We start from the raw sequence: 16,717 nt of genomic DNA on the forward strand, positions 1-16,717 counted from the left end.
GCGGCGCTCCGCTTTAGCCCACCAATACACGCCATTGAAGTTGGTGGGCTGAAGCCCACCCTACGCTCTGAAGCCCACCCTACGTTCGTTGTTGCAACTTGCGCATCTGCTCCACACCCCAGAGCACGCGCTCAGGCGTGGCGGGGGCGTCGATCTGCGGCTGTACCTTGTAGTCGGCCAGGCTGGCCACGGCGTCCTTCAGGGCACACCAGGCGGCGATGCCGAGCATGAACGGTGGCTCGCCCACGGCCTTGGAGTGATACACGGTGTCTTCCGGGTTCTTGCGGTTCTCCACCAGCTTCACGCGCAGGTCGATGGGCATGTCGGCGATGGCCGGAATCTTGTAGCTGGCCGGGCCATTGGTCATCAATTTGCCCTTGGCGTTCCACACCAGTTCCTCGGTGGTCAGCCAGCCCATGCCCTGGACGAAGGCACCTTCGACCTGGCCGATGTCGATCGCCGGGTTCAGCGAGTCACCGACGTCATGCAGGATGTCGCCACGCAGCATGCGGTATTCGCCGGTCAGGGTGTCCACCAGCACTTCCACGCAGGCCACGCCGTAGGCGTAGTAGTAGAAGGGGCGGCCAGCCGCCTTGTCGCGGTCGTAATAAATCTTCGGAGTGCGGTAGAAACCGGTCGAGGACAGCGAGACCTGGCCGACGTAGGCCTTCTGGATCATCTCCTCGAAGGACAGGAAGTGGTCGCGTACGCGCACCTGGCTGCCTTTGAACTCCACGTCTTCCGGGGTGACCTTGTATTCGCGCACGAGGAAATCCACCAGGCGCTGCTTGATGGTTTCGGCCGCGTTCTTCGCCGCCATGCCGTTGAGGTCGGTGCCGCTGCTGGCAGCGGTCGGCGAGGTGTTGGGCACCTTGTCGGTGTTGGTGGCGGTGATCTGGATGCGCGCGATGTCGACCTGGAACACCTCGGCGACGATCTGCGCGACCTTGGTGTTGAGACCCTGGCCCATCTCGGTGCCACCGTGGTTCAGGTGGATCGAGCCGTCGGTGTAGATGTGGATCAGCGCGCCGGCCTGGTTGAGGAAACTGGAGGTGAAGCTGATGCCAAATTTTACCGGGGTCATGGCCAGGCCTTTCTTCAGCACCGGGCTCTTGGCGTTGAAGGCGCGGATGTCTTCACGGCGCTTGGCGTAGTCGCTGCTTTGCTCCAGCTCGGTCGTCATCTCGTGGATGACGTTGTGCTCGACGGTCTGGTGGTAGTGGGTAACGTTGCGCTCGGTCTTGCCGTAGTAGTTGAGCTTGCGCACCTCCAGCGGATCCTTGCCCAGGTGGCGGGCGATGGCATCCATCACTTCCTCGATGGCGACCATGCCTTGCGGCCCGCCGAAGCCGCGGTAGGCGGTGTTCGACGCGGTGTTGGTCTTGCAACGATGACCGTTGATGGTGGCGTTGCCGAGGAAGTAGGCGTTGTCCGAATGGAACATGGCGCGGTCGACGATGGCGCCGGACAGATCCGGTGAGTAGCCGCAGTTGCCGGCCAGATCCATCTCGATGCCCTGCAGCAGGCCGTCGTCATCGAAGCCCACGTCGTACTCGACGTAAAAGGGGTGGCGCTTGCCGGTCATGCTCATGTCTTCCATGCGCGGCAGGCGCATCTTGGTCGGGCGACCGGTGAGGTGGGCGATCACCGCGCATAGGCAGGCCGGGCCGGCGGCCTGAGTTTCCTTGCCGCCGAAGCCGCCGCCCATACGGCGCATGTCGATGACGATCTTGTTCATCGGTACGCCGAGCACTTCGGCGACCAGCTTCTGTACCTCGGTGGGGTTTTGCGTCGAGGTGTAGACCAGCATGCCGCCGTCTTCGCTGGGCATCACCGAGGAAATCTGGGTTTCCAGATAGAAGTGCTCCTGGCCACCGATATGCAGGGTGCCCTGCAGACGATGCTTGGCTCCGGCTAGCTTGCTGGCCGAGTCGCCGATGCGGTGAGTGTGGCTGGCGAGCACGAAATGCTTCTTGCGCAAGGCCTCGACCACGTCGAGCACCGGCTCCAGATCCTCGTACTCGATGATCGCCGCCATGGCTGCCTTGCGCGCGGTTTCCAGGTTGTCGGCGGCCACCGCCAGCACCACCTGGCCCACGTATTCGACCTTGCCATCGGCCAGCAGCGGATCGCCGGCGACCACCGGGCCGATATCCAGTTGGCCGGGGACGTCATCCTTGGTGATGGCAATGGCCACACCCGGAAATGCGTAGCAGGGGCCGGTGTCGATGCGCAGGATGCGCGCATGGGCGCGGTCGGACTGGCGCGCATAGACGTGCAGCTGGTTGGGGAATTCCAGGCGGTCGTCGACATAGATCGCCTCGCCGGACACGTGCTTGTCTGCGCTCTCGTGCTTGATGCTCTTGCCGACGCCGCTGGTCATGCCGGCGCGGAACAGGTCGGCCAGCGCTTCCTGGGATTTGTGCTGAATGTGATTGGACATGGTTCTATCCCCAACTCTTATGCGTAGGCAGTGACCCGGGTTTCGACCTCGGGCGATTGCTGTTCCAGGAAGAACTTGCGCAGCAGGTTCTGGGCGGTGAGCAGGCGGTATTCCTTGCTGGCGCGGAAATCCGATAGCGGGGTGAAGTCTTCAGCCAGGGCTTCACAGGCGCGTTCGATCGCATCCAGGTTCCAGGCCGAGCCGACCAGCGCCGCTTCGCAGGCACTGGCGCGTTTGGGGATGGCGGCCATGCCGCCGAAGGCGATGCACGCATCTCGCACCACGCCGCCTTCGATGCTCAGGTTGAACGCCGCGCAGACGGCGGAGATGTCGTCGTCCAGGCGCTTGGACACCTTGTAGGCGCGGAATGCCTGATTGGCCTTGGCGCGCGGCACGATGATCTTCTCGATGAATTCGGCGTCCTGGCGTGCGGTTACCTTGTAGTCGAGGAAGTAGTCCTGCAGCGGCAGCACGCGCAGGGTGTTGCCCTGACGCAGGGCGATCTGCGCACCGAGAGCGATCAGCAGCGGCGGGGCGTCGCCTATGGGCGAGGCATTGCCGATATTGCCGCCCAGGGTGCCCTGGTTGCGGATCTGCAGGGAGGCGAAGCGATGCAGCAGTTCGCCGAAGTCCGGGTATTCGCTGGCCAGCGCTTCGTAGCAGTCGGATAACGCCGCGGCCGCGCCGATCTCGATGGCACTGTCGGTCACTTCGATGCGCTTCATGTCTTCGATGTGGCCGACGTAGATCATCACCGGCAGTTCACGGTGGAACTGGGTGACTTCCAGGGCCAGGTCGGTGCCGCCGGCGAGCAGGCGCGCGTCCGGATTGGCCGCGTAGAGTTCGGCCAGGTCGGCCACGGTCAGCGGCACCAGGCAGCGCTTGTCGCCGCTGTTGAGTTCGGCGGTTTCACGTGGGGCGATGGCCTTGAGTCGGGCGATGGTTTCGCTTTCGAAGGCATCGAACTGATCCGGCTGCTTCTGGCAGCAGGCCTGCTCGGCGGCATCGATGATCGGGCGGTAGCCGGTGCAGCGGCACAGGTTGCCGGCCAGCGCCTCCATGGTTTGGCCCTTGTCGTAGCCGTTGCAATTCTTCTGCAGGGCGAACAGCGACATGATGAAACCTGGGGTGCAGAAGCCGCACTGCGAGCCATGGCAGTCGACCATCGCCTGCTGCACGCTGTGCAGCTTGCCCTGGTGCTTGAGGTCTTCGACGGTGATCAGTTGCTTGCCATGCAGGCTGGAGACGAAGGTCAGGCAGGAGTTGAGGGTGCGATAGCGCACGCGCTCGCCAATCAGCTCGCCCACCACCACGGTGCAGGCACCGCAGTCGCCGGAGGCGCAGCCTTCCTTGGTTCCGGTTTTGCCGACGTGTTCACGCAAGTAGTTGAGCACGGTGACGTTGGGATCCAGGACATGCTCGGTACGCAGCTCCCGGTTGAGTAAAAACTGGATCAAGGACGACCTCCAGGCACTTTATTGTTATGAATCGGTTGGCTGGCCAGGAATTGCACGCATCGTCGGGCCCTGGCGCGGGCTGCCATGGCGGCAATCTAGAATTTTCTGACTTTTGGGTCAACAAATATTTGACCTGCTGGTCAGTTCCTCTCGATGGGGGAAGGTACGGGCCAGATCGTTCGGATTCACCCGCTCAGCCTAGCGGCTTTCGTGCCACCAGGCGCTCTGGCCGGGGTGTTCCGCCCGCACATGACAAAACCCCGGGAGCTTGCGCTGCCGGGGTGGCGGGTTGGAGACGCTCAGGAGTGAGTCAGCTGTGAGTCGCTCAGTTGATGTTCTTCACCGGCGTAGTAGGCGCGCACCCGGGGATCCATCACGGCGCGCCACAGCGGCGGGAAGAGGGCGAGCACGATCATCCCGGCATAGCCATTGGGCAACTGCGGGCTGTCGTCGAAATGGCGCAGTACCTGGTAGCGGCGCTTGGCGTAGGCATGGTGATCGGAGTGGCGCTGCAGGTGGAAGAGAAACAGGTTGGTCAGCAGGAAATTGCTGTTCCACGAATGATGCGGATTGGTGCGTTCGTAGCGGCCGTTGTCCAGTTTGCGCCGATGCAGGCCGTAATGCTCGACGTAGTTGACGATCTCCAGCAGGGTGAAGGCCATCAGCGCCTGACCCAGGAAGAACAGCGCACCGAGCGCGCCGAAGGCGAGGGTGAAACCCAGCAGCATGAGCGCACTGATGGCGTACCACCAGATCAGCTCATTGCGCCAGTGCAGGGCCGGCAGGTCGCGCCGCTTGAGGCGCTCTGCCTCCAGCTTCCAGGCATTGAGAAAATTGTGCTTGTAGGCGTGCGGCAGGAAGGCATATAGGCTCTGACCGAAGCGCGACGAGGAGGCGTCCTCCGGTGTCGAGACATGCACATGGTGGCCGCGCACATGCTCGACCTTGAAGCCGGCATAGCACACCGACGCCAGCAGCAGGCCGCCGGCGTTCTGCTCCAGTCGCGAGTCCTTGTGCACCAGTTCGTGCGAGACGGTAATACCGATGGCGCCCATCACCGTACCCACCGATAGCACCCAGCCGAGTTGGCCGACCCAGCTCCAGCCTTCATAACTGACGAATACCCAGCCGCTCCAGGCCAGCATCGCCAGCAGCAGTGGCACGGTTGCCAGGCTCAGCAGGCGGTAGTAACCCTGGGCTTCGAGGGCGGGAACCTCCTCGCGTTCGTCCGGGTTGGCCGGGTCGCGACCGACGACGAAATCCAGCAGGGGGATGACGCCGAAGACCACGCTGATCACCAGCCAGGCCCAGGCATCGGCATGGGCGCTGCCCTGCGACCAGTAGTGGCTGAGTGGGATGCCGAGTACGGGAATCAACCAGATCCAGTAACCGACCTTTTTCAGGGCGATCATCCAATGCGAGGGCAGGCGTTCGAACATGGTGGGCTCCGTGGCGTCGAGCTGATCTATGTCAGATTGTCAGACAAGAATGGCGCCGATCGGGGTGCGTGCCGCCCGACCTTTAGGACGGAAAGCCCCCCGTGACGGCGCTTGGCCCGGTAACACCCTGTGTTACACTCGCCGCCAGTTTTTTCCGCTCCTGCCCAGCCGTGGCGGGGCTCCCAGACTCGACCGCCTGCCCCTGGATCGACGCAAATAAGGAATGTCATGACGTTCAAGGCCCCGGACAGCCTCGCCGAGCAAATTGCCCATTACCTGGCCGAACGCATCATTCGCGGTGAGCTCAAGGAACGTGAGCGCATCCAGGAGCAAAAAGTTACCCAGGCGCTCAATGTCAGCCGTGGTTCGGTGCGTGAGGCGTTGCTGATCCTCGAGCGCCGCCACCTGATCGTGATCCTGCCGCGTCGCGGCGCTCAGGTCAGCGAATTGACCCCGCATCACGTCACCAGCCTCTACGCGCTGAGCATCGAGCTGTACATCATGCTGGCGCGTGCAGTGATCGAGCGCTGGCAGGTGGATGCGGATCTGGCGCCTTTCATCGACATTCAGCAGCGCCTGCTGGAAAACCTGCAGCGCGGCGATATCGGCGCCTTCGTCGAGAGCAGCTTCGACGTGATGCGTGCCGCTTTTCCGTTCGCCGACAACCCCTATCTGCAGGAAACCCTGGAGAACCTGTTGCCGGCCATCAGCCGCACCTACCACCTGGCGCTGGAGCGGCGTAAAGGCGAGATGGGTCAGTTCATCGGCACCTTCGCCAGCCTGCTGCAGGCGATCATCGCCCGTGATCATGCGCGCGCCCGCCAGGTTCTGGAGGCCTACGGCCAGCACAACTGCCAGCTGGTGCTGGCGACTTTGGCCGAGCGGTAAGCCCAGATGCGCCTGAAGAGCATCAAACTGGCCGGTTTCAAGTCCTTCGTCGACCCGACGACGGTGAGCTTCCCCAGCAACATGGCGGCGGTGGTCGGGCCCAACGGTTGCGGCAAGTCCAACATCATCGATGCCGTGCGCTGGGTGATGGGCGAAAGCTCGGCGAAGAACCTCCGTGGCGAGTCGATGACCGACGTCATCTTCAACGGCTCCAACACGCGCAAGCCGGTGACCCAGGCCTCCATCGAGCTGATCTTCGACAACAGTGACAACTCGCTGGTGGGCGAATACGCCGCCTTTGCCGAGATTTCCATTCGCCGCCGGGTGACCCGCGACGGGCAGAACACCTACTTCCTCAACGGCACCAAATGCCGCCGCCGCGACATTACCGACATCTTCCTCGGCACCGGCCTGGGCCCGCGCAGCTACTCGATCATCGAACAGGGCATGATCAGCAAGCTGATCGAGGCCAAGCCCGAGGAGCTGCGCAACTTCATCGAAGAGGCCGCCGGCATCTCCAAGTACAAGGAGCGCCGCCGCGAGACCGAGAACCGCATCCGCCGCACCCAGGAAAACCTGGCACGTCTGACCGACCTGCGCGAAGAGCTGGAGCGCCAGCTCGAACGCCTGCACCGCCAGGCACAGGCCGCGGAGAAGTACCAGGAATACAAGGCCGAGGAGCGTCAGCTCAAGGCGCAACTGCTGGCCCTGCGCTGGCAGACGCTGAACCAGCAGGTCGGCAGCCGCGAGCAGGTGATCGGCGATCAGGAAGTCGCCTTCGAGGCGCTGGTGGCCGAGCAGCGCAGTGCCGATGCCAGCATCGAGCGCCTGCGCGACGGCCATCACGAATTGTCGGAACGCTTCAATCTGGTTCAGGGCCGTTTCTACTCGGTGGGCGGCGATATCGCCCGCGTTGAGCAGAGCATCCAGCACGGCCAGCAGCGCCTGCGCCAATTGCAGGACGATTTGCGCGAAGCGGAAAAGGCGCGCCTGGAAACCGAATCGCACCTGGGGCACGACCGAACCTTGCTGGCCACCCTGGGCGAAGAGCTTGAAATGCTCCTGCCCGAGCAGGAGATGACTGCGGCTGCCGCCGAAGAATCCGCTGCCAGCCTGGAAGAGGCCGAAGCCGCCATGCACGGCTGGCAGGAACAGTGGGACGGCTTCAACCAGCGCAGCGCCGAACCGCGCCGCCAGGCCGAGGTGCAGCAATCGCGCATCGCCCAGCTGGAACAGAGCCTCGAGCGCCTGGCCGAACGCCAGCGCCGCCTCAACGAAGAATTGCAGCAACTGGCGGCCGATCCCGAAGACGCCGCCATTCTCGAATTGAACGAACAGCTCGCTGCCGGTGAGTTGGAGCATGAAGCGCTGCAACTGGCCGAAGAACAGCAGGCCGAGCGCCTACAGCAACTGCGCGAGGAATTGCAGCAGGCTGGCCAGGCCCAGCAGCAGGCGCAAGGCGAGCTGCAACGCCTGAACGGCCGGTTGGCTTCGCTGGAGGCGCTGCAGCAGGCGGCGCTCGACCCGGGGCAGGGCGCCGGCGAGTGGTTGCGCGAGCAGAACCTGCAACAGCGCCCGCGCCTGGCCGAAGGGCTTCGCGTCGAGTCCGGCTGGGAGCTGGCAGTGGAAACCGTGCTCGGTGCCGACCTGCAGGCCGTGCTGCTGGATGATTTCGCCGGCCTGGATTTCTCTGCGCTGGAGCAGGGCGAGCTGCGCCTGGCCAATCCCGGCAAAGGCGGTACGCGCCGTGCCGGCAGCCTGCTGGACAAGGTCGAGTCAAGCCACGACTTGTCGCCCTGGCTGGCCGGCGTGCGCCCGGTGGAGTCGCTGGAACAGGCGCTGGCCGCCCGTGGGCAACTGACCGAAGGCGAAAGCCTGATCAGCCGCGACGGCTACTGGGTCGGTCGACACTTCCTGCGCGTGCGTCGTGCTGCCGAAGCCGACAGTGGCGTGCTGGCGCGCGGCCAGGAGCTGGAGCGTCTGCAACTGGAGCGTGAGGAGCGCGAAGCGGCCCTGGCGCAACTGGATGAGCGTCTGCTGGGGCTGCGTGACGAACAACGTCTTCAGGAAGAGCAGCGTGAGCAACAGCGTCGCCAAGGCCAGGAGCTGGCGCGGCAACTGAGTGAGTTGAAGGCAAAGCTGTCCGCCAGCCAGGCCAAGGCCGAGCAGTTGGGCCTGCGCCGTCGTCGCCTGCAGGACGAATTGCAGGAAGCGGCCGAACAACGCGAGATCGAGCAGGAACAACTGGGCGAGTCACGTCTGCAACTGCAGGACGCGTTGGATGCCATGGCGCTGGATAACGAGCAGCGTGAAAGCCTGCTGGCCAGCCGTGACAGCCTGCGCGAGCGTCTTGATCGGGTGCGCCAGGAGGCACGTCAGCACAAGGATCACGCCCATCAGTTGGCAGTGCGTGTCGGCTCGCTCAAGGCGCAGCACGACTCCACCCGCCAGGCGCTGGAGCGCCTGCAGATGCAAGCCGAACGCCTGCACGAACGGCGCGAGCAACTGTCGCTGAACCTGGAAGAGGGCGAGGCGCCGCTGGAAGAGCTGCGCATCAAGCTCGAAGAACTGCTCGAACGGCGCATGGCGGTGGACGATGAACTGCGTCAGGCGCGCCTAGCGCTGGAAGACGCCGACCGCGAACTGCGTGATGCCGAGAAACGCCGCACTCAGGCCGAGCAGCAGGCGCAATTGCTGCGCGGCCAACTCGAACAGCAGCGCATGGACTGGCAGTCGCTCAACGTGCGGCGCAAGGCCTTGGCCGACCAGCTCGCCGAAGACAACTACGATCTGCATGGGGTGATCGCCACGCTGTCGGCCGAGGCCAGCGAGAGCGCCTGGGAAGAAGAACTGGAGCGCATGGCCGCGCGCATCGCCCGTCTCGGGCCGATCAACCTGGCGGCCATCGACGAGTATCAGCAGCAGTCCGAGCGCAAGCGCTATCTGGATGCGCAGGACGCCGACCTGGTCGAAGCGCTGGAAACCCTGGAGAATGTCATTCGCAAGATCGACAAGGAAACGCGCAACCGTTTCAAGGACACTTTCGATCAGATCAATGGCGGTTTGCAGGCACTCTTTCCAAAAGTTTTCGGTGGCGGCAACGCTTATTTGGAACTCACCGGCGAAGATTTACTCGATACCGGTGTAACCATCATGGCGCGGCCCCCGGGCAAGAAGAACAGCACCATTCATTTGCTCTCCGGTGGAGAGAAAGCGCTGACTGCGTTGGCACTGGTGTTTTCCATCTTCCAGCTCAATCCGGCGCCGTTCTGCATGTTGGACGAAGTGGATGCGCCGCTGGACGACGCCAACGTGGGTCGATATGCGCGCCTGGTCAAGGAGATGTCTGCGACGGTGCAGTTCATCTATATCACCCACAACAAGATCGCCATGGAAATGGCCGATCAGTTGATGGGCGTCACCATGCATGAGCCGGGCTGCTCACGCCTGGTGGCGGTGGATGTCGAGGAGGCGCTGGCAATGGTGGAGGCATAGTGCCAGAAGTATCACGTTATGGCTGAACGCCAGCCCAACCTGATGTGTCTGGCGGTGTAAAGTTGCCTTTCGTCGTGCTAGCTTATTGCCCACTTTTTGTTACACGCGGAAAACGTCACACGAACATCCTGTCGACGCCGCGTTTTATAGTCGAGTTGCGATCCGATTGATTGGATCTTTTTTAATCAGAATTTTTTAGGGGTCGGGTATTTCATGGAATTCGGTCTGCGCGAATGGCTGATCGTTATTGGCATCATCGTTATCGCTGGCATTCTTTTCGATGGCTGGCGTCGTATGCGGGGCGGCAAGGGCAAACTCAAGTTCAAGCTCGATCGCAGTTTTGCCAATGCAGGCGATGACGACAGCGATCCCGATCTGTTGAGCCCGCCCCGTGTGGTCAAGCGCGATCTGGAGCCTCAGTTCGACGAAGACGAACTGCCGTCGATGAGCGCCAAGGATCTGCCGCGTCGCCCACGTAACGAGCCGCAACAAGGTGACCTCAACCTGGCCGTCGACGAGCCGGTGCCGACCTTGCTCAACCCGGTCGATGACGAGATCGACGAGCCGAAGAAGAGCGCCAAGCCGGCTGCCGATGCCGCACCGGTGGAAGAGGTGCTGGTGATCAACGTGGTCGCTCGCGACGACATCGGTTTCAAGGGCCCGGCACTGCTGCAGAACATCCTCGAAAGCGGCCTGCGTTTCGGCGAAATGGACATCTTCCATCGCCACGAGAGCATGGCCGGCAATGGCGAGGTGCTGTTCTCCATGGCCAACGCACTCAAGCCCGGCACCTTCGATCTCGACGACATCGAAGGTTTCAGCACCCGCGCCGTGAGCTTCTTCCTCAGCCTGCCTGGCCCGCGTCATCCGAAGCAGGCCTTCGACGTGATGGTTGCTGCCGCGCGCAAGCTGGCCCACGAGCTGGGCGGCGAGCTGAAGGATGACCAGCGCAGCGTGATGACCGCACAGACCATCGAACATTACCGCCAGCGCATCGTTGAATTCGAGCGCCGGCAGCTGACCCAGAAACGCTGATACACCAGCGCATTGCAAAAGAGCAGCCCAGGCTGCTCTTTTCGTTTGAGAGATCGAGCATGACCGACGCCGCCCAACGTATCGCCGCGCTGCGCCAGGAACTGGACGCGCACAACTACCGTTACTACGTGCTGGACGAACCGAGCGTTCCCGATGCCGAGTACGACCGCCTGTTCCGTGAGTTGCAGGCGCTGGAAGCCGAGCATCCGGAACTGGTCACGCCCGATTCGCCGACCCAGCGTGTCGGTGGTGAGGCCCTTGGCGCCTTTGGCGAGGTGCGCCATGAGGTGCCGATGCTCAGCCTCGGCAATGCCTTCGAGGACGAGGATCTACGCGCCTTCGACCGCAGCGTGCAGAGCGGCCTGGGGCTGTCGGGCGGTGATCTGTTCGGTGGCGGTGCCGAGGTCGAATACAGCTGCGAGCCCAAGCTCGATGGCCTGGCGGTGAGCCTGCTGTACGAGAACGGCCAACTGGTACGTGGCGCCACCCGTGGCGATGGCGCCACCGGTGAGGATATCAGCGCCAACGTGCGCACCATCCGCAACGTGCCGCTCAAGCTGCAGGGCGAAGGCTGGCCGCAGGTGCTGGAGGTGCGTGGCGAGGTGTTCATGCCCAAGGCCGGCTTCGAGGAACTCAACGCGCGTCAGGCCGAGGCCGGTGGCAAGACCTTCGCCAACCCGCGCAACGCCGCGGCGGGCAGCCTGCGTCAGCTCGATCCGAAGATCACCGCCAGCCGCCCACTGGAATTCTGCTGTTACGGCATCGGCCAGGTCAGCGGCGAGCTACCCGGCACCCAGGTGGCCATTCTGCAGCAGCTCAAGGCCTGGGGCATCCCGATCAGCCGTGAGCTGAAACTGGCCAAGGGCATCGAAGAGTGCCTGGACTACTACCGCGATATCGGCCAGCGGCGCATGAGCCTGGCCTATGACATCGACGGCGTGGTGTTCAAGGTCAACACCATCGAAGACCAGCAGCAACTGGGCTTCCGTGCGCGCACGCCGCATTGGGCCATCGCCCACAAGTTTCCTGCGCAGGAAGAGCTGACCGAGCTGCTCGACGTGGAATTCCAGGTCGGCCGTACCGGCGCGGTGACGCCCGTGGCGCGCCTCAAGCCGGTCAAGGTGGCGGGCGTGATGGTGGCCAACGCCACCCTGCACAACATGGACGAGGTGGCGCGCCTGGGCGTGATGATTGGCGACACGGTGATCATCCGCCGCGCCGGTGACGTGATCCCGCAAGTCATGGCCGTGGTGCCCGAGCGCCGCCCGGACGATGCGCGGCCCGTGCACATCCCCGAGCAATGCCCGGTGTGCGGCTCGGCCGTGGAGCGCACGCAGCTGATCAAGCGCAGCAAGGGCAAGGAATCGGTCAGCGAAGGTTCGGTGTACCGCTGCGTCGGTCGCCTGAGCTGCCAGGCGCAGCTCAAGCAGGCGATCATCCACTTCGTCTCGCGCCGCGCCATGGACATCGAAGGCCTCGGCGACAAGACCATCGAGCAACTGGTGGACGAGAAGCTGATCGGCTCGCCGGCTGATCTGTTCAAGCTGAGCTTCGAGCAGATCATCGGCCTGGAAGGCTTCGCCGAGGTGTCCAGCAACAAGCTGCTGGCGGCTATCGCAGACAGCAAGCGTCCGATCCTGGCGCGCTTCATCTACGCCCTCGGTATTCCTGATGTCGGCGAAGAAACCGCCAAGGTGCTGGCCCGTTCTCTGGGCGCCTTGGCGCGCATTCGGCAGGCTCTGCCCGAGGTGCTCACCTACCTGCCGGATATCGGCCTGGAAGTGGCGCACGAGATCCACAGCTTCTTCGAGGACGGGCACAACCAGCAGGTGATTGCAGCTCTGCTGGGCGAGTGCGGCCTGCAGTTGCAGGAAGAGGGCGAGCTGGGCGCCGAGTTCAGCGCCGTTGCGACCCTGGGCGGCATGCTCGACAAGCTGAACATCCCCAGCGTCGGCCCCGGCGCGGCGCAGAAGCTGGCCGAGCGTTTCGGCAGTCTCGACGGCGTGCTCGGCGGCGACTGGCTGGACATGCGCCAGACCCTGCCGGAGAAGCAGGCCAAGGCCGTACGCGAGTTCTTCGACAACCCGGACAATGCCCGGCGTGCGCGCGCCATCGAGCAGCAGTTGCGCGATTTCGGCATGCACTGGGAAAGCGAGAAGAAGGTCGCCGAAGGCCTGCCCCTGGCCGGCCAGACCTGGGTGCTGACCGGCACCCTGGAGGTCATGAGCCGCGACGTGGCCAAGGGCAAGCTGGAAAGCCTCGGCGCCAAGGTGGCCGGTTCGGTATCGGCCAAGACCCACTGCGTGGTGGCCGGCCCCGGTGCCGGCTCGAAGCTGGCCAAGGCCAGCGAGCTGGGCGTCAAGGTGCTGGACGAAGCGCAGTTCATCGAGCAGCTCAAGGCCTACGGCATCACGGTTTAACCCGCGCTCAACGCTCGCGCATGGCCTCCGCACGCGCCTTGAGCACGGGCTTGAGCAGGTAGGCCAGCACGCTCTTCTCGCCGGTGATGATGTCCACGCTGGCGACCATGCCGGGGATGATCAGCAGCGGATGTTCCTCGCTGCCCAGGTGGCTTTTCTCGGTACGCACCTGGATCAGGTAGAAGCTGTTGCCTTCCTCGTCGCTGATGGTGTCGGCGCTGATCAGTTCCAGATTGGCCTTGAGCCCGCCGTAGATGGTGTAGTCGTAGGCGGTGAACTTGACCATGGCCTTCTGCCCCGGATGAAGGAAGGCCACGTCCTGCGGGCGCACCTTGGCCTCGATCAGTAGGCTGTCGTCGAGCGGCACGATCTCCAGCATGTCGCTGCCGGGCTGTACCACGCCGCCGATGGTGTTGACCTTGAGCTGCTTGATCACCCCGCGCACCGGTGAGGTGACAGTGGTGCGGGTCACCTTGTCCTGGATGGCGACGCTGGTGGCGGTGATCTTCTGCAGTTGGGTGCGCGTTTCGTTGAGTTCCTTGAGGGCATCGGAGCGGAAGGTCACCTCGGACTCCTGCATCTTGCTCTTGATCTCGGCCATGGCCGCCTCGGCGCGGGGAATGGCCAGGTTGGTGGCTTCCAGCGAGCCGCGCATCTCCACCGCGCTACGACGCAGGCGGAGCATTTCCACCTCGGCGATGGCACCCGAGGCGACCAGTGGCTGCGACATGTTCAGTTCCTGTTGCAGCAGGCCGAGGCTGGAGCGGTACTGCGCGGCCTTGGAGCGGAACTCGGCCAGCTCCTGTTCCTTTTGTCGCAACTGCTCGCCAAGGGTGCGCTGCTCGCCTTGCAGACGCTGCTGGCGCGAGCGGTACAGGGCCAGTTCATCCTCCGCCAGGCGTGGCGCGTCACGCATGATTTCCTCGGCCAGTACCGGGGCACGGCCCTCGGCCTCGGCGCTGAGGCGCTCGATGCGCGCGACCAGCGCCAGGCGGTCGGCCTCGGTCTCGCCCTGGTTGGAGAGAAAACGCGTGTCATCCAGGCGCAGCAGGGTATCGCCCTTGTCCACGATCTGGCCCTCGCGGACGAAAATCTCGCTGACGATGCCGCCTTCGAGGTTCTGGATGACCTGCACCTTGCTCGACGGGATGGCCTTGCCTTCGCCGGTGGTGACTTCTTCGAGCACGGCGAAGTGCGCCCACACCAGCGCGGCGAGCAGGCAGGCACTGACTGCCCAGACCGTGGCACGGGTCAACCAGGGCGAGTCCTGCAGGATGGCGCCTTCCACTTCCGGCATGAACTCGGTGTCCTGGCGCCGTTCGCGCAGGCCGTCGAGGTAACTGCCTAGGCTCGGATTGGCTTGCATGGCGTGGCTCCTAGAGGCTGGCCGGGCCGACGCGGCCCTTGCGCAAGGCTTCGATCACGGACTCCTTCGGCCCATCCGCCACCAACCGACCGTTGTCCAGCACGGCCAGGCGGTCGACCAGGCTGAGCATGGAGGCGCGGTGGGTGATGAGGATCAGCGTCTTGCCCTGCACCCATTTGTGCAGGCGCTGGCGCAGTTGGTCTTCGCTGGTGTTGTCCATCGCGCTGGTGGGTTCGTCGAGCACCAGGATCGGCGGATCGAGCAGCAGCGCGCGGGCCAGCAGCACGGCCTGGCGTTGGCCGCCGGAGAGCTGTTGGCCGCGCTCGCCCACCGGACGGTCGAAACCCTGCGGATGCTGGCGCGCCAGTTCGACCACGCCGGTCAGCTCGGCGACTTCCAGCATGCGCGCATCGCTGATGTAGCGCGCGCCGAGGGTGAGGTTGTCGCGCAGGCTGCCCGACAGCAGCGGCAGGTCGTGGGCGACGTAGCCGATCTGGTGACGCAGGTCGGCGACGTCCAGTTGGCGCAGGTCGAGGTTGTCCAGCAGGATCTGCCCCTCGTCGGCGCTGTAGAAGGCCATCAGCAGGCGCGCCAGGGTGCTCTTGCCGGAACCGCTGCGGCCGATGATGCCAAGGCGTTCACCGGCGCCCAGACGCAGGCTGACGTTGCTCAGCGCCGGCGCGCTCTGGCCCGGGTAGGCGAAGCTGATCTGGCGCACGTCCAGCGCGCCCTTGAGCTGGGTGCGATCCAGCGGGCGCTGCTTGTCCTGGCGCTCCTGCGGCAGGGCCATCAGCGCGTCGGTGCTGGTCATGGTCAGGCGCGCCTGCTGGTAGCGGGTGATCAGTCCGGCGATCTGCCCCAGTGGCGCGAGGATGCGGCTGCCGAGCATGTAGCAGGCGACCAGCGCGCCAACGCTGAGGTGGCCGGCGATGATCGAGTAGACCCCGGCGATGATGGTCGCCATGCCGGCGAACTGCTGCAGGAACAGGGTGCCGTTGGTGGCCAGCGAAGCGAGGAACTTGGCGTGGCCGTCCAGGCGGGTGAGGGCGCCGTGGGTCTGCTCCCACTGGTGCTGGCGCTCGCTCTCGGCGCCGCACACCTTGAGCATCTCCAGCCCACTGAGGGTCTCGATCAGCAGGGCCTGGCGCTGTGAGCCGAGTTGCAGGCTCTTCTGCACCGTGTCGCGCAGGCGCACCTGGATGATCCAGGCGAACAGGATGGTGATGGGGAAGGCCAGCAGCGGAATGACCACCAGCGGGCCGCCGATCAGGCCGATGACCAGCAGCATCAGCAGGGAGAAGGGCAAGTCGATCAGGCTGGTCAGGGTCACAGCGGTGAGAAAGTCGCGCAGACCCTGGAAGTCGTGGATGCTCTGAGCGAAGCCGCCGATGGTGGCCGGGCGCGCCTTCATCGACATGCCGGTGATGCGCTCGAACAGGGTGGCCGAGAGCACCACGTCGGTTTTCTTGCCGGCGGTGTCGAGCAGGTGCGCACGCAAGACTTTCAGCAGCAGTTCGAAGCCGGTGCCAACCAGCAGACCGATGGCCAGCACCCAGAGCGTCGAGGTGGCCTGGTTGGGCACCACGCGGTCGTAGGTCTGCATGACGAACAGCGGCACCATCAGGCCCAGCAGGTTGATCAGCAGGCTGGCCAGCACGGCATCGGTGTAGAGCCAGCGCGACAGCTTGAGGGTGTCACGGAACCAGGCTTCGATGCGCGGCACCAGCGGCGTGCGGGCTTCCTCCAATTCGTGCCGGGGGCGGGCGAAGAATGCCTGGCCGCTGTATTCGGCGGCCAGCTGTTCATGGCTGACCCACTGTTCGCCGCCGTCCGTTTCACAGGGCAGGATCTGCGCCTGCTGCTTCGGCCCCCATTGGCGCAGCACGGCGCTGCGGCCATTTCTGAGCAGCAGCAGCACCGGCAGATTGAGCGCGGAAATGCTGGCGAGTTCGCGTTGCAGCAGACGCCCCTGCAGGCCGGCCCGCGCGGCGGCGCGGTCGAGCAGATCGGGCGTGAGGCGTTGTGCCGGCAAGGGCAGCCCCGCCGTCAGGCTGCCACGGCTGGCCTTGCAGTCATGCAGCTTGCAGAGGATCAACAGGCCATCGAGCAAGGGATCATCGTGACTGAGGCGGGGATCGCTGGCCGGTATCGGCCGTTCCATCGTGGTCATGTAC

Annotated in this window: 9 protein-coding genes; 4 read left to right on the plus strand and 5 right to left on the minus strand. The window is 64.3% G+C overall.

Going from position 1 to position 16,717, the window contains the following annotated elements; all coding sequences use genetic code 11:
* Window positions 1-79: 79 nt before the first annotated feature.
* The 3 genes from xdhB to ACODS1_RS13370 form a co-directional block, all read right to left on the minus strand.
* On the minus strand, window positions 80-2,443 hold the full coding sequence (gene xdhB / locus ACODS1_RS13360; protein WP_489086032.1) for a xanthine dehydrogenase molybdopterin binding subunit: 2,364 nt from the start codon (window positions 2,441-2,443) through the stop codon (window positions 80-82).
* Between the two features lie 17 nt (window positions 2,444-2,460).
* Window positions 2,461-3,900, minus strand: coding sequence for a xanthine dehydrogenase small subunit (xdhA, locus tag ACODS1_RS13365; protein ID WP_489086033.1), 1,440 nt, complete (start codon window positions 3,898-3,900; stop codon window positions 2,461-2,463).
* 299 nt (window positions 3,901-4,199) lie between these two features.
* Entirely contained in the window at window positions 4,200-5,339 is a 1,140-nt protein-coding gene (locus tag ACODS1_RS13370; protein WP_489086034.1) for an alkane 1-monooxygenase, read from the minus strand.
* Between the two features lie 228 nt (window positions 5,340-5,567).
* Here ACODS1_RS13370 and ACODS1_RS13375 point away from each other — a divergent pair, with 228 nt between their 5' ends.
* From ACODS1_RS13375 to ligA, 4 genes are all read left to right on the plus strand, one after another.
* Window positions 5,568-6,227 carry a GntR family transcriptional regulator gene (locus ACODS1_RS13375; RefSeq protein WP_489086035.1) on the plus strand — a complete coding sequence of 220 codons (660 nt, stop codon included), beginning with the start codon at window positions 5,568-5,570 and terminating at the stop codon, window positions 6,225-6,227.
* 6 nt (window positions 6,228-6,233) lie between these two features.
* The gene (smc, locus tag ACODS1_RS13380) at window positions 6,234-9,722 is read left to right on the plus strand and encodes a chromosome segregation protein SMC (RefSeq protein ID WP_489086036.1); all 3,489 of its coding nucleotides are present in this window, start codon (window positions 6,234-6,236) and stop codon (window positions 9,720-9,722) included.
* A 213-nt stretch (window positions 9,723-9,935) separates the two neighbouring features.
* Window positions 9,936-10,757: a cell division protein ZipA gene (gene zipA, locus ACODS1_RS13385; protein WP_322978182.1), complete on the plus strand. Its 822-nt coding sequence runs from the start codon at window positions 9,936-9,938 to the stop codon at window positions 10,755-10,757.
* A gap of 59 nt (window positions 10,758-10,816) precedes the next feature.
* Window positions 10,817-13,177, plus strand: coding sequence for an NAD-dependent DNA ligase LigA (gene ligA, locus ACODS1_RS13390; protein WP_489086037.1), 2,361 nt, complete (start codon window positions 10,817-10,819; stop codon window positions 13,175-13,177).
* A 7-nt stretch (window positions 13,178-13,184) separates the two neighbouring features.
* Here the strand turns inward: ligA and ACODS1_RS13395 are convergent, their stop codons facing one another.
* Together ACODS1_RS13395 and ACODS1_RS13400 are read right to left on the minus strand one after the other, a co-directional pair.
* The gene (locus ACODS1_RS13395; protein ID WP_489086038.1) at window positions 13,185-14,543 is read right to left on the minus strand and encodes an HlyD family type I secretion periplasmic adaptor subunit; all 1,359 of its coding nucleotides are present in this window, start codon (window positions 14,541-14,543) and stop codon (window positions 13,185-13,187) included.
* 10 nt (window positions 14,544-14,553) lie between these two features.
* Window positions 14,554-16,713, minus strand: a complete 2,160-nt coding sequence (locus ACODS1_RS13400) for a type I secretion system permease/ATPase (protein WP_489086039.1) — start codon at window positions 16,711-16,713, stop codon at window positions 14,554-14,556.
* Window positions 16,714-16,717: the final 4 nt, after the last annotated feature.

It is taken from the genome of Pseudomonas sp. FG29 (genome assembly GCF_057809355.1).